The sequence below is a fragment of the Ruegeria sp. YTSA226 genome (assembly GCF_059609905.1).
In genome coordinates this window covers 25,695-38,996 of the sequence record NZ_JBXWMQ010000010.1, presented here as the reverse complement: position 1 = coordinate 38,996, position 13,302 = coordinate 25,695, and the positions used below count along the sequence as shown (strand labels likewise).

14 protein-coding genes and 1 riboswitch are annotated in these 13,302 nt (G+C 58.5%); of the genes, 9 read left to right on the top strand and 5 right to left on the bottom strand.

Features of this window, described 5'->3' with window-relative positions; translation table 11 throughout:
- Positions 1 to 125 precede the first annotated feature (125 nt).
- From AC2FFF_RS13485 to cysQ, 4 genes are read right to left on the bottom strand one after another with little or no spacing between them, the layout of a single operon-like run.
- Positions 126 to 1,220, bottom strand: a complete 1,095-nt coding sequence (locus AC2FFF_RS13485) for a glycosyltransferase family 2 protein (RefSeq protein ID WP_281973401.1) — start codon at positions 1,218 to 1,220, stop codon at positions 126 to 128.
- Positions 1,180 to 2,163 carry a UDP-glucose 4-epimerase GalE gene (galE, locus tag AC2FFF_RS13480; protein WP_281973402.1) on the bottom strand — a complete coding sequence of 328 codons (984 nt, stop codon included), beginning with the start codon at positions 2,161 to 2,163 and terminating at the stop codon, positions 1,180 to 1,182. The genes AC2FFF_RS13485 and galE overlap by 41 nt, the downstream gene beginning before the upstream one ends.
- Positions 2,164 to 2,211: 48 nt before the next feature.
- Positions 2,212 to 3,012, bottom strand: a complete 801-nt coding sequence (locus AC2FFF_RS13475) for a 3-deoxy-manno-octulosonate cytidylyltransferase family protein (RefSeq protein WP_281973403.1) — start codon at positions 3,010 to 3,012, stop codon at positions 2,212 to 2,214.
- The gene (cysQ, locus tag AC2FFF_RS13470) at positions 3,012 to 3,809 is read right to left on the bottom strand and encodes a 3'(2'),5'-bisphosphate nucleotidase CysQ (protein WP_142637355.1); all 798 of its coding nucleotides are present in this window, start codon (positions 3,807 to 3,809) and stop codon (positions 3,012 to 3,014) included. The genes AC2FFF_RS13475 and cysQ overlap by 1 nt, the downstream gene beginning before the upstream one ends.
- Before the next feature lie 122 nt (positions 3,810 to 3,931).
- Here cysQ and AC2FFF_RS13465 point away from each other — a divergent pair, with 122 nt between their 5' ends.
- Positions 3,932 to 4,753 carry an ABC transporter permease gene (locus tag AC2FFF_RS13465; RefSeq protein ID WP_142637353.1) on the top strand — a complete coding sequence of 274 codons (822 nt, stop codon included), beginning with the start codon at positions 3,932 to 3,934 and terminating at the stop codon, positions 4,751 to 4,753.
- Here the strand turns inward: AC2FFF_RS13465 and AC2FFF_RS13460 are convergent.
- Entirely contained in the window at positions 4,750 to 5,352 is a 603-nt protein-coding gene (locus AC2FFF_RS13460) for an alpha-ketoglutarate-dependent dioxygenase AlkB family protein (protein ID WP_142637351.1), read from the bottom strand. The genes AC2FFF_RS13465 and AC2FFF_RS13460 overlap by 4 nt on opposite strands.
- 211 nt (positions 5,353 to 5,563) lie before the next feature.
- Here AC2FFF_RS13460 and dnaK point away from each other — a divergent pair, with 211 nt between their 5' ends.
- The 8 genes from dnaK to AC2FFF_RS13420 all read left to right on the top strand — a co-directional run bounded on the left by dnaK (position 5,564) and on the right by AC2FFF_RS13420 (position 13,292).
- Positions 5,564 to 7,471 carry a molecular chaperone DnaK gene (dnaK, locus tag AC2FFF_RS13455; RefSeq protein ID WP_142637349.1) on the top strand — a complete coding sequence of 636 codons (1,908 nt, stop codon included), beginning with the start codon at positions 5,564 to 5,566 and terminating at the stop codon, positions 7,469 to 7,471.
- 74 nt (positions 7,472 to 7,545) lie between these two features.
- Complete coding sequence (dnaJ, locus tag AC2FFF_RS13450) at positions 7,546 to 8,694, top strand: molecular chaperone DnaJ (RefSeq protein WP_142637347.1); 1,149 nt, start codon at positions 7,546 to 7,548, stop codon at positions 8,692 to 8,694.
- Between the two features lie 166 nt (positions 8,695 to 8,860).
- Positions 8,861 to 8,967, top strand: a riboswitch (TPP riboswitch).
- A gap of 47 nt (positions 8,968 to 9,014) precedes the next feature.
- The gene (thiD, locus tag AC2FFF_RS13445; RefSeq protein WP_496750949.1) at positions 9,015 to 9,818 is read left to right on the top strand and encodes a bifunctional hydroxymethylpyrimidine kinase/phosphomethylpyrimidine kinase; all 804 of its coding nucleotides are present in this window, start codon (positions 9,015 to 9,017) and stop codon (positions 9,816 to 9,818) included.
- Positions 9,815 to 10,792: an FAD-dependent oxidoreductase gene (locus AC2FFF_RS13440; RefSeq protein WP_282022161.1), complete on the top strand. Its 978-nt coding sequence runs from the start codon at positions 9,815 to 9,817 to the stop codon at positions 10,790 to 10,792. Before thiD ends, AC2FFF_RS13440 begins: the two co-directional genes overlap by 4 nt.
- On the top strand, positions 10,776 to 10,970 hold the full coding sequence (thiS, locus tag AC2FFF_RS13435) for a sulfur carrier protein ThiS (RefSeq protein WP_142637341.1): 195 nt from the start codon (positions 10,776 to 10,778) through the stop codon (positions 10,968 to 10,970). Before AC2FFF_RS13440 ends, thiS begins: the two co-directional genes overlap by 17 nt.
- 2 nt (positions 10,971 to 10,972) lie before the next feature.
- Entirely contained in the window at positions 10,973 to 11,737 is a 765-nt protein-coding gene (locus AC2FFF_RS13430) for a thiazole synthase (protein WP_496882972.1), read from the top strand.
- Positions 11,734 to 12,330: a thiamine phosphate synthase gene (locus tag AC2FFF_RS13425; protein ID WP_282027501.1), complete on the top strand. Its 597-nt coding sequence runs from the start codon at positions 11,734 to 11,736 to the stop codon at positions 12,328 to 12,330. The genes AC2FFF_RS13430 and AC2FFF_RS13425 overlap by 4 nt, the downstream gene beginning before the upstream one ends.
- Positions 12,327 to 13,292, top strand: a complete 966-nt coding sequence (locus AC2FFF_RS13420; protein WP_496750953.1) for a ThiF family adenylyltransferase — start codon at positions 12,327 to 12,329, stop codon at positions 13,290 to 13,292. Before AC2FFF_RS13425 ends, AC2FFF_RS13420 begins: the two co-directional genes overlap by 4 nt.
- Positions 13,293 to 13,302 lie beyond the last annotated feature (10 nt).

The window sequence follows — 13,302 nt, the reverse complement described above, 5'->3', positions numbered from 1 at the left end:
CACGCGACTGCCCAACCTTTGTTTATACGCGAGCATACCCGGAGCCTGAACAAGCCAGAGTGGAGCCGGGCGAATGCCATTTTATGCCACTTTACCATCTAATGAAGCAACGCATTTAAAAGTAGTTAGTCCGAAACGTTGTTTTTCCAGTCAGTTTTGCCCATCAAGCCAAGCTCACACAGTTGGCGCCATCCGATATATTCCACCGATTGTGGATCCCACATGATCGGGCGGTTAATTATGCCGTCATAATAGCTGTCGAACTCCGCCGGGTCGTGAAAATGCTGCGCTCGGGTTTTCTCGATTCTTGATTTGATGACCACCTCGGGCAGGAACTTTGTGTGCAGTAACACGCCTGAAGGGTCGTTGCTCCCCGGTCCGTCATATGTGGCGTTCAAACCTCGGGGCAGGGCGGAATGGCAGGAGTTCACGTAAGCATAGTGCCGCGACCAGCGTACCAGCGGAATTTTGTTTAAAGTTGGTGACCGCTCGGGCCGGTCAGCAAAAAACACGCGTTCCCGTGCGCCGCCTTGAACCCAAAGGTTACCCAGCGGCGTTTGCCGTTTGGCGCGCAACGGGCCTGGATCAAACCAGCCCAAAACTTCGGTCGGGTCGGTCCCGGGGTCATAGAGCTGTGCACCGAGCTGATCTTTGGGGTAGAGGTCCAGCAACAGCGCCCCGAAAGCGTCGCGCCCCTGCACCTCTAGCCGTTGGGTCAAATCCTGCAGCGGATGGCTGTCCCATTCGGGATAGATAAGCAACTCATCCGCATCCACCATCAAAGTCCAATGGCCGTGACCAAATCGCATCTGTAGCCAGGTCAGCCAATCCAGCCCGTATCGTGAGGCGCGATAGCTGGCATCGGTTTGCCACAAGGATACATCCGGTTGATCTTTAAGATATGCGACCGAGCCATCATCGCTGCCGTTGTCCACAATAAGAAAATGATCAACGCCCAGCGACCGGTAGTGATGGAAATACCAGGGCAGGCGCGTGATTTCATTTCGCAGGGTGGTAAAGACCAGTATCGCACCTGGGCGTATCTGGTCGGTTCGGTCGACCAGTTGGGTTAACTGATGGCGGCTGCGAAAGGATCGCCACAACAGCCGCCTGCGTTTCAGGCGCAAGCGATAGCGTTGCACCCATCCGATTGGCGGCAGGGTATCGCTCACGCGGCCCTCATCTGTCGTAATGCCCGTTCTGATGCCAGCGCCAGGCATCGGCAATCATCGTCTCTAACACGGATCTTTTGGGGGACCAGCCCAGTTCTTGCCCGGCCCTGTCCGAGCCCGAAACCAGCTTGGTGCAATCTCCGGCGCGGCGTGGACCGATTGTATAGGGCACTGCGCGATTGGTGACGGATTTCGACTGTTCGATCACCTCCATCACTGAAAAGCCAGACCCGGTGCCCAGATTGAAAACGCGACTGTCTTTGCCCTGTTCCAGCCATCGCAGCCCCAGAACATGCGCGTCAACCAGATCGCAGACATGCACGTAATCGCGGATACAGGTGCCATCGGGCGTGTCATAGTCGGTTCCGAACACAGTCAGCCCGTCGCGCTTGCCGTCAATCGCATCCAACATCAGCGGAACCAGATGGGTCTCGGGGCGGTGGTATTCGCCTACTTCTCCGTCCGGATCGGCGCCAGCCACGTTGAAATAGCGAAAAATCACATGGTTCATCCCGTGAGCGGCCTGGAAATCACGCAGGATATCCTCGATCGCGCGTTTGGAGGCGCCGTAAGCGTTCAGCGGCTGCTGTGGCGTGTTCTCGTCCAGCACCACATTGTCATGTTCGCCATAGGTGGCGCAGGTCGATGAGAACACGAAATCCAGACATCCAGCCGCCACCGCGGCCTCGATCAGGGTCAGCGAACCGGTGACATTGTTCGCCCAATATCTTCCGGGTTCGGACATCGCCTCACCCACCTGGCTGAGCGCGGCGAAATGCATCACGGCAGCGGGCTGATACTTGGCAAAAACCTCATCCAACCGCGCCCGGTCCAGCAGATCACCCTGTGCGAACGGGCCAAATTTGACCGCGTCCTGCCAACCGGTGATCAGGTTGTCATAGGTGACAGGTGTGTACCCGGCCAGCGCCAGCGCCTTGCAGGCATGGGATCCGATATATCCGGCACCGCCGGTTACAAGGATATGTGTCATATCAGATCCCGTTATTCCGGTTTTTCAGGGTGCGACAGCCTGCGGCACTCAGTCCAGCCCCATCGCGGCCATCATCTCTTCAAGTTTGGGAACGTCCTGCGGATTGTTTAGTTCCCAGAACTGGCGGCCTTTGGATTCGACTTCAACACACAGAACCTTACGCCCGTTTTCCATGAAACGCAGCTGTTCCAGCCCTTCCAGTTGCTCTAATGGACCGACAGGCCAGGACGGATAAGCCGCCAGCGCGTCAGGGCGGTAGGCATAGACGCCGACATGGTGAAACACCGGCGTTTCCTCCCCGCCCGCATAAGCCTGTGAAGTAAAGGGCACGACCTCTTTCGAGAAATACATCGCGCCGTGATCAGCGGCGAAAACGGCGGTTGTTCCACCGACGCGCCCGTGTTTGCGGTCATTCAGCAGGCTGTTGAGCGCATCGCCGTCGCAGCGCAGAACCGGAGTGGCCACCCCAGCCTTGGGTGCGGCACGCAGACCGGTGATCAGATCTTCGACGAACCAATGCGGGGTCAGCGGTGCATCGCCCTGCAGGTTCACCACGATGTCATAGCTTGCGCCCAGCACATCATGCGCTTCGGCGCAGCGTTCGGTGCCATTGCCACAGGTTTCCGAGGTCATCACAACCTCGGCCCCGAACCCTTCGGCCACCTCGCGAATGCGGTCGTCATCGGTGGCAACCACAACGCGGTCCACGCCCGAGACCGAACTGGCCGCGCGCCATGACCGCTCGATCAGAGTCATTGCATTGCCACTGGCCCCGGTGAGCGGCACCAGAGGTTTGCCCGGATACCGGGTCGAGGCGTAGCGGGCGGGAATGGCGATCAGAACGGACATCAGGCCTCCTTCAGGTCTACACCCGGAGCGTAGGCGATAAAGAACGGGTTTGCATAGCCGTCCTTGCCATAGGTCAGCGGCGCATGATTGTCGAACCGGACAACTTTGCCGCCCGCACCTGTCAGCACGGCGTGACCTGCTGCCGTATCCCATTCCATCGTGCGGCCAACGCGGGGATAGATATCTGCCTCGCCCGTCGCAATCAGGCAGAACTTCAGCGACGAGCCCGCGCTTTTGCTGTCCTGCACTTGATATTTGTTGATGTAATCGTCGGTCGCCTGGTCACGATGTGACTTCGAGGCCACGACCAAAAGCGCGGAATTGTCTGGATCAGAGACCGAAATCGGAGTCACGGCACCGGGTTGATCCTTGTCCAGCGCGCCGGTTTCCTCGACCGATTGCCCGTCGGCCAAAGTATAGAACATCCGGCCGCGGGCTGGCGCATAAACCACGCCACGCGTTGGGGTGCCGTTTTCGACCAACGCGATATTAACGGTGAAATCGCCGCGCCGGTTGATGAACTCTTTGGTGCCATCCAGCGGATCAACGATCAGGAACGTATCGCCTTTTTCAGAATGCGAGGCGGCCTGTTCCTCAGTCACCAGCAGGATATTGGGGAACGCCGCACGCAGACCGGCCGAGATCAGCGCATCGGCGGCCTCATCTGCTTCGGTCACGGGGCTGGCATCGGATTTGACCTTCACGTCAAACCCATCCGAGTTATAGATGTCCATGATCGTATCGCCCGCTTCCAGGGCCAGACGTCGGATGACGGGGATGAGGGCGTCATAGGTCACAAAAAAGCTCCGTTCCTGTGATTTGTTGATCGAATAACCTGACGGCCTTATGCTGTGCTGGTTACGGAACGGCAAGAATTTCGTGCCAGATTGCAGGCAATAATACAGGAAAGACGCTTCGGGTGTTTTATTACAAGCGAAACCGGTCGCTTATAGGCGGTGCGTTTACGACGGCGGAACTGGTGTTTCACGCCGTGGTCCGGAATGTCCGATCTCAACATAGCAATGCTGTGCTTTCGGTGCTTATCAATATTTTCCAGGTTCTGGTGCTGGTGAGTGTGTTTTACGTGATCATGTCCCTTCTTGGCGCGCGCGTTGCCAAAATCCGGGGTGAGTTCATTCTGTATCTGCTGTCTGGGGTTTTCCTGTTTCTGACGCACATTAAAGCCGTCGGTTCGGTTTCCGGATTGGACACGGGTAATAACCCGATGATGCTGCATTCGCCGATGAACATGATGGTCGTGCTTATGGCTGCCGCTTTCGGGTCGCTGTATACTCAGGTTTTGACAATCGTCATCATCCTGTTTGTCTACAGCGTATCGGTTGCTCCGCTGGAAATTCAGGAGCCCGGTGGCGCCTTTGCAATGCTGATGCTGGCCTGGTTCACGGGCTGTGCGGTCGGCGTGGTGTTCATGGCGATCAAGCCCTGGTTTCCGACCACTGCCACGATCATGAGCACAATTTACCGGCGCCTGAATATGGTGTTCTCGGGAAAAATGTTCGTCGGCAATGCGCTGGGCGGGTTCATGTTGACCATGTTCGCCTGGAATCCGTTGTTTCACATTATCGACCAGTGTCGGGGTTTCGTTTTTCGGAATTACTATCCGCGCAATACCAACTGGGAATATCCTGTCTGGGTCGGGTTGGCTCTGTTGTTGATCGGCTTGCTTGGAATTTTCTTTACCCGCCAGCATGTGTCGCAAAGCTGGAGCGCACGCCGTTAACCCGCCACGCGCAAGGTCAGGTTGATCCGCCCGCCCTTTGGCAACAGTTTTGAAGACCCGAAACGAATGCGATCTACCCCGTGATAGGTTAGGCGCGCGGGTCCACCCATCACGACAACATCGCCCGAGCCAAGCCAGATCGATTCCGTTTTGCCCCCTCGGGTCGTGTTGCCAATGCGGAACAACGCGTCGTCACCTAATGAGATCGAAAGGACCGGCCAGGAAAAATCGGCCTCGTCCTTATCCTGATGCAGGCCCATTCGCGCCCCTTCGCCATAGTAATTGACCAAGCAACAGTCGGGGTCACGTTCGGGGCTGGCAAGATCGCGCCAGATATCCAGAATGCAGTCTGGAATGGCGGGCCATTCCATACCCTTTGGATGGTGCGGCTGGTACCTGTACCCGTTCTTGTCAGTGACCCAACCCAGCGCCCCGGCCGAGGTCATGCGAACAGACATTTCCTTGCCCGAAGGGGTGGTCGGGCGGAACAAAGGTGCTGATTTCAGAATCGGACGCAACAGCGTGATCAGCTGTGCCTGGGCAGCTCCGTCAAGGTAAGCTTTCCTGATTTCAAAACCGCGTAAAAGCAGCCGCGCCATTCCAGATTCCTCAATCCTTGCCAAAACCTTGCTAAAAAGGCTGCAGATTCCTGAAAACCTGCATTTGTGAATGCTTGCAGGCCCCTGTTCCCGTCCTTATATACGCCGGGACGCGCGATGGTGTAGGACCATTGCGCAAATCAGATCGGGGCCAGATGCCATAACGGGTCGGGCCTCGGGACATCGCCTTGAAGAGAAAGGGATTGAACATATGGGAAAAGTAATCGGGATTGACCTCGGCACCACCAACTCGTGCGTTGCCATCATGGACGGCTCGCAGCCAAAGGTCATCGAAAACGCCGAAGGGGCGCGGACCACGCCCTCGATCGTCGCCTTCACCGAAGATGAGCGACTGGTCGGTCAGCCTGCGAAACGCCAGGCGGTCACCAACCCTGACAACACGGTTTTTGGCGTCAAACGCCTGATCGGTCGTCGTGTGGATGATGCCGAAGTCGAAAAAGACAAGAAAATGGTACCATACGCCATCGTTGATGGCGGCAATGGCGACGCGTGGGTCGAAGCCCGCGGTGAAAAGTACTCCCCAAGCCAGATTTCGGCCTTCACTCTGGGCAAGATGAAGGAAACCGCTGAAAGCTACTTGGGTGAGGAAGTCACACAAGCCGTTATCACCGTTCCGGCCTATTTCAACGACGCACAGCGTCAGGCGACCAAAGATGCCGGTAAAATCGCCGGCCTGGAAGTGCTGCGGATCATCAACGAACCGACAGCTGCCGCTCTGGCCTATGGTCTGGACAAGGAAGAAACCCAAACCATCGCGGTTTATGACCTTGGTGGCGGTACCTTCGACGTAACCATTCTGGAAATCGACGACGGGTTGTTCGAGGTTAAATCGACCAATGGCGACACCTTCCTGGGTGGTGAAGACTTTGACATGCGCATCGTCAACTACCTGGCGGATGAGTTCAAAAAGGAACACGGTGTCGATCTGTCTGCCGACAAGATGGCCCTGCAGCGTCTGAAAGAAGCTGCTGAAAAAGCCAAGATCGAACTGTCCTCGACTTCGCAGACCGAAATCAACCAGCCGTTCATCTCGATGGGGTCGAACGGTCAGCCGCTGCACATGGTCATGAAACTGACCCGTGCCAAGCTGGAATCGCTGGTTTCGGACCTGATCAAAAAGTCGATGAAACCCTGCCAGGCCGCGCTGAAAGACGCAGGTCTGTCGGCTGGCGACATTGACGAGGTTGTTCTGGTCGGCGGTATGACCCGGATGCCGAAAGTGATCGAAGAGGTCACCAAGTTCTTCGGTAAAGAGCCGCACAAGGGTGTGAACCCGGACGAAGTGGTTGCCATGGGCGCCGCCATTCAGGCCGGTGTTCTGCAGGGTGACGTCAAAGACGTTGTTCTGCTGGACGTGACACCGCTGTCGCTGGGTATCGAAACGCTGGGTGGCGTGTTCACCCGACTGATCGACCGCAACACCACGATCCCGACGAAAAAGTCTCAGGTCTTCTCGACCGCCGAAGACAACCAGAACGCCGTGACCATTCGCTGTTTCCAAGGGGAACGTGAAATGGCTGCGGACAACAAGATCCTGGGTCAGTTCAACCTCGAAGATATCCCGCCAGCACCGCGCGGCATGCCGCAGATCGAGGTGACTTTTGACATTGACGCCAACGGCATCGTCTCGGTTTCGGCCAAGGACAAAGGCACTGGCAAAGAGCAGAAGATCACCATCCAGGCATCGGGCGGCCTGTCCGACGAGGACATCGAAAAGATGGTCAAGGACGCCGAAGAGAACGCGGAGGCCGACAAGGAACGCCGCGAGCTGGTCGACGCAAAGAACCAGGCGGAAAGCCTGATCCACTCGACAGAAAAGTCGATGGAAGAACATGCCGACAAGGTTGATCCAACAACCATCGAAGCCATCGAGCTGGCGATTGCCGCGCTGAAAGACGAGCTGGAAACCGAGAATGCCGACAAGATCAAGTCGGGCATCCAGAACGTTACCGAAGCGGCCATGAAGCTGGGTGAAGCCATCTACAAAGCGCAAGCTGAAGACGGCGAAGATGAACCTGCCGCTGCGGATGCTGCACCGGGCGAGGATGACATCGTCGATGCCGAGTTCGAAGATCTGGACAACGACAAGCGTAGCTAACGGGTAACCGGGCCAATTCGGGCCGGTCCGGTCACCGGGCCGGCCCGATTACGTTGAGGCAGAAGGAAATACTGATGTCAAAACGCGACTATTACGATGTGCTCGGCGTATCCAAGGGTGCATCAGCGGACGAGATCAAGAAAGGCTTTCGCAAGAAGGCCAAAGAATTGCATCCCGACCGCAACAAGGACAATCCGGAGTCAGAGGCACAGTTCAAAGAAGCGAACGAGGCCTATGACGTCCTGAAAGATGCTGAACGCAAGGCGGCTTATGACAGGTTCGGTCATGCTGCATTCGAAAATGGCATGGGCGGCGGTGGCCGACCTGGCGCTGGCTTTGGTCAGGGCGACTTTTCCAGCGCATTTTCGGATGTGTTCGACGACCTGTTCGGCGATTTCATGGGCGGCCAACGGGGCGGGGGCGGTGGACGTCGTGCCGCACGCGGTTCGGATCTGCGCTATAACCTGCGCGTCTCGCTGGAAGAGGCGTATTCAGGTCAGCAGAAAACCATCAATGTCCCGGCAGCGGTTGCCTGTTCGTCCTGCGACGGATCTGGGGCTGAAGGCGGTGTTGAGCCCACAACCTGTCCGACCTGTTCGGGTATGGGCAAGGTGCGTGCGCAACAAGGCTTTTTCACAGTAGAACGCAGCTGTCCGACCTGTTCGGGCCTGGGTCAAATCGTCAAGAACCCCTGCAAATCCTGTCAGGGTGCGGGCCGTGTTGAAAAAGAACGCGCTTTGTCAGTTAACATTCCAGCCGGTGTCGAAACCGGCACGCGCATTCGTCTGGCCGGTGAAGGCGAGGCTGGAATGCGCGGTGGCCCTCCGGGTGATCTATACATCTTTGTAGAGGTCTCAGATCACAGGCTGTTCGAGCGTGACAGCGTGAACCTCTATTGCCGCGTGCCGGTCAGCATGGCCAAAGCCGCGCTTGGTGGTTCGATCGAAGTTCCGACCATCGACGGTGGCCGCGGGCGTGTGCAGATTCCAGCGGGCAGCCAATCGGGTCGCCAGATGCGCCTGCGCGGCAAGGGCATGCCAGCCCTGCGCGGCGGCGGTGTTGGCGACATGTTCATCGAGCTGGCCGTGGAAACTCCGGTAAACCTCACCAGCCGCCAGAAAGAGCTGCTGCGCGAGTTCGACGACCTGGGTGAAGACAATCACCCGGAATCCAACAGCTTTTTCTCCTCCGTCAAATCCTTCTGGGACGGGATGAAGGGCTGAAGTCTTTTCCCAAAAAAAGGGGGCGCTGCCCCCGCGACTCCCCCGAGGTATTTAGGGCCAGATGAAGCAGGTGATCCGCTCTTCATCGGGCTAAAAATACCTCGGAGCGCGAGGCAGAGCCTCGCAAATCTCCGCTTGATTATTGTCGCCGCTCCTGAGATGGTCCGCGCAACCGTTGGGGTGCCTTGTTCGCAAGGCTGAGAGGTGCAGCTGCATCAACCCATCGAACCTGATCCGGGCAATTCCGGCGGAGGGAACGGTCTTATGAATACAGACGTTTTCCATCCTCCGTTGTTGCCCCTAGAAGATGGAGCAACGACATGGCAGCTATTGCCTTGACCATTGCAGGGTCCGACAGCGGAGGCGGGGCCGGAATTCAGGCGGACCTCAAGGCGATGTCTGCGCTGGGCGTTTATGGGGCCAGCGTTATTACGGCGGTGACTGCGCAAAACACCCTGGCCGTGACAGCCGTTCATGGCATTCCTCTGAGTGTGATCCGCGCGCAAATCGACGCCGTGCTGAACGATCTGGATGTCAGGGCGATCAAGATCGGCATGCTGGCAACCCCCGAGATTATCGAGACCGTTGCAGATGCCCTGTCGGGCTATGCCGGGCCCATAGTTTTGGACCCTGTCATGATAGCGAAATCCGGGGATGCATTGCTGGCGGGTGACGCAATCCGGACCCTTATGGACCTTCTGATACCACGCGCGACCGTCCTGACACCCAATTTGCCCGAAGCTGGGCGGCTGCTTGAGCAGAACGAAGCGCAGTCTCCGGATGAAATGGTGGCTCAGGGGCTGGTCCTTTGCGCAAAGGGTGCCGCGTCGGTTTTGATGAAAGGCGGGCACGGTAAGGGCGAGATATGTCATGATCTGTTGGTCGACGGCTCGGGTTTGGTGGATGAATTCACGGCGCAGCGCCGGAATACAAAGAACACCCATGGGACCGGATGCACCTTGTCCTCGTCCATATCCGCCGGGCTGGCCAAAGGTCTGAGCTTGCGGGATTCCGTGGCAGAGGCACATGCTTATTTGCAAGGCGCTATCGCCCAGGCTGATGGGCTGTGCGTGGGCCGGGGCCATGGTCCGGTGCATCATTTCCATCGGGTCTGGCCAGCGTGAGGATCTGGTCTGTCATAGGGGCAGGCGTGGCCGGTTTGGCTGTTGCGTCCGAATTGGCCCATCGCGGCGCACGGGTGCAGGTCTTTGACCCCGCCGGCCTGCCGGGTCCGCATGGCTGTTCTTGGTGGGCCGGGGGAATGCTGGCCCCGTGGTGCGAGTTCGAAAATGCCGAAGAGCCGGTCTTGCGCCTGGGGCAGGGTGCTTTTGACTGGTGGGCGACCCGGACCAAGGTTCATCAGCGCGGTACTTTGGTCGTTTGCGGTGCGCGCGACTTGCCGGATTTGCGTCGGTTTGGTCGTCGAACGCAGGGGTATCATGAGGTAAATCAGCAGGAACTAGCCACATTAGAGCCTGATCTACATGGTTTCGGCAACGGTCTGTATTTCAAGGACGAAGCCCATATAGACCCACGCAAGGCGCTGCAGGATGTGTTCGACGATCTTATCGCGCGGGGCGTTGCCTTTCATCGCGAACCCGCCCCTACTGGGTTGGAGAACGCGATTGACTGCCGTGGTCTTCAGGCGCGGGACGCCTTGTCTGATCTTCGGGGCGTAAAGGGTGAGATGCTGGTGATCCGCTGCCCTGATGTGACGCTGACCCGGCCCGTGCGCCTGTTGCATCCCCGGATGCCGCTTTACATCGTGCCGCGTGGCGATGGCATCTACATGCTGGGCGCGACGATGATTGAATCCGAGGATAAAACCCGCATCACCGCGCGCTCGATGTTGGAACTGCTCAGCGCGGCCTATGCGTTGAACCCCGCTTTTGGCGAGGCCGAGGTGCTAGAGATCGGCGTCGATCTGCGCCCGGCCTTTCCCGACAATCTGCCTCGGATCCGGCGTCGGGGCAGGACGATTTACGCCAACGGGCTGTACCGCCACGGGTATCTGCTGGCACCGGCGCTGGCCCAGGGCGTTGCCGATCTGGCGCTTGAACACAAACATTCGGAGATGGTCGATGAAGATCGTGCTTAATGGCGAGCCGCGCGAGGTGCGGGCCGAGACCTTATCGGAATTGCTGATGGAATGCGGCTACTCGGGCCGTGTCGCCACTGCGGTGAACGAAGATTTCGTGCCCTCGGGGCTGCGTGTTGCCCATGCTTTGGTTGAAGGGGATCGGATCGAAATCGTCGCGCCGATGCAGGGGGGCTGAGGATGAAACCCTTTTACGGAACCACATTGGCCAACCCGCTGATGCTGGGCACGGCGCAATATCCCAGCCCAGCTATTCTGGAGCAGGCCTTTCGCGAAAGCGGGGCGGGTGTTGCCACGGTCTCGCTTCGCCGTGAATCCGGGGCGGGGCAAGCATTCTGGCAGATGATCCGCGATCTGGGCGTGTTGGTGCTGCCCAACACCGCCGGATGCCACACGGTCAAAGAGGCGGTGACCACCGCCCATATGGCACGTGAGGTCTTTGATACCAAGTGGATCAAGCTGGAACTGATCGGCCATACCGACAGCCTGCAGCCGGATGTGTTCCAGCTGGTCGAAGCCGCGCGCATTCTGACCAGCGACGGGTTTCAGGTCTTTCCCTATACGACCGACGATCTGATTGTTGGCGAACGGCTGCTTGCCGCCGGGTGTGAGGTGCTGATGCCATGGGGCGCGCCGATCGGGTCAGGGCGGGGGCTGAACAATGAATATGCCCTGCGGGCGATGCGGGCAGAGTTCCCGGATGTGCCCTTGGTGATTGACGCGGGCATCGGCCTGCCCAGCCACGCCGCCCACGCGATGGAGCTGGGTTATGACGCTGTACTGCTGAACACTGCTGTGGCCCGCGCCGGGGACCCCGTTTTGATGGCCCGCGCAATGGCCCGCTCGATCGAGGCCGGGCAACTGGCCCATCAGGCCGACCCGATCGAGGCGCGCGATATGGCGGAACCTTCGACCCCGGTTATTGGAAAGGCATTTCTGTCATGACACTCGACCGGTTTTATCCGATCTTCGATCATTCGGACTGGCTGCGCCGGATGCTGCCGCTGGGCATCAAGTTGGTACAGCTGAGGGTCAAGGACCAGCCCATGGATATGGTGCGTGACCAGATTGCCAAGTCGCGTGACCTGTGCCGCGCAAATGGGACAGTTCTGGTGGTCAATGACTATTGGCAGGCGGCCATCGACGCCGGCTGTGACTGGGTGCATTTGGGGCAAGAGGATCTGGACGAGGCCGATCTGACTGCCATCCGCAAGGCGGGTTTGAAACTGGGCGTGTCCACCCATGATGATGATGAGTTAGAGCGCGTGCTGGCCATGGACCCCGACTATGTGGCGCTTGGCCCGGTCTATCCCACCATCCTGAAAAAGATGAAATGGCAGCAGCAGGGTCTGCCCCGCGTCACAGAATGGAAAGCGCGCGTTGGTGATACTCCACTGGTTGGCATCGGCGGGATGAGCGTCGAGCGTGCACCAGGTGTCCTGCAGGCTGGGGCGGATATCGTCTCGGTCGTGACCGATATTACCCTGAATACCAACCCCGAGGCGCGTTTGAGTCAATGGATCGAGGTCACCAGATGAGCCGATATGCTCGTCAGACGCTGTTGCCAGAGGTTGGGGCCGAAGGGCAGGCGCGCCTGTCCTCGGCACGTGTGTTGGTGGTAGGGGCAGGCGGGTTGGCTGCTCCGGCCCTGCTATTGCTGGCCGGGGCTGGGATCGGGCAGATCACGATCCTGGATAGGGATCAGGTTGAGCTGTCCAACCTGCATCGGCAGACCTTGTTTTCTGAGACGGATTGCGGACACCCCAAGGCCGAGCGTGCGGCGGTGCGGTGCAAGGCGATCAATGGGGACATAGACGTCAGCGGCAAAAAACAGGCTCTAAAAAGCGAAAATGCTGGCAACTTGGTTGCTCAGGCGGATGTGATCCTGGATTGTGCAGACAGCTATTCGGCCAGCTATATCCTCTCGGACACTTGCTTGGCGCAGGGCAAGCCGCTGATCAGCGCCTCGGTGCTTGGGCTGTCGGGCTATGTCGGCGGTTTCTGCGGCGGCGCTCCGTCTTTGCGGGCGCTGTTTCCGGATGCGCCGGACAGCGGGGCAAGCTGCGCCACCGCTGGTGTTCTGGGTTCGGTCGTCGGGACGGTCGGCGCGATGCAGGCACAGATGGCGCTGAACCTGATCCTTGGGCTGACGCCCTCGGTGCTGGGTCAGATGGTTCAGTACGATGGTCGGACACTCCGCAGCACGGCCTTCCGCTTTGACGATGCGCCCGAACCGAACAGCTGTTTCCGGTTTCTCTCGGCCGGGCAGCTGACCAATGATGATCAGATCATCGAGCTGCGCAGCCCCGAGGAATCCCCGCGCCCGGTACATCCTGATGCGCAACGAATATCGCCGGATGATCTGAATCAGATAGACCCTAATAAGGGCAAAAGGCTGGCATTGTGCTGTGCTACCGGATTGCGCGCCTGGCGCGCTGCCGAACGAATTCAACCGAATTGGCCGGGCGAGATTGTTCTTGTCGCGGCTTCAACCTCGTGAACAGAAGGAA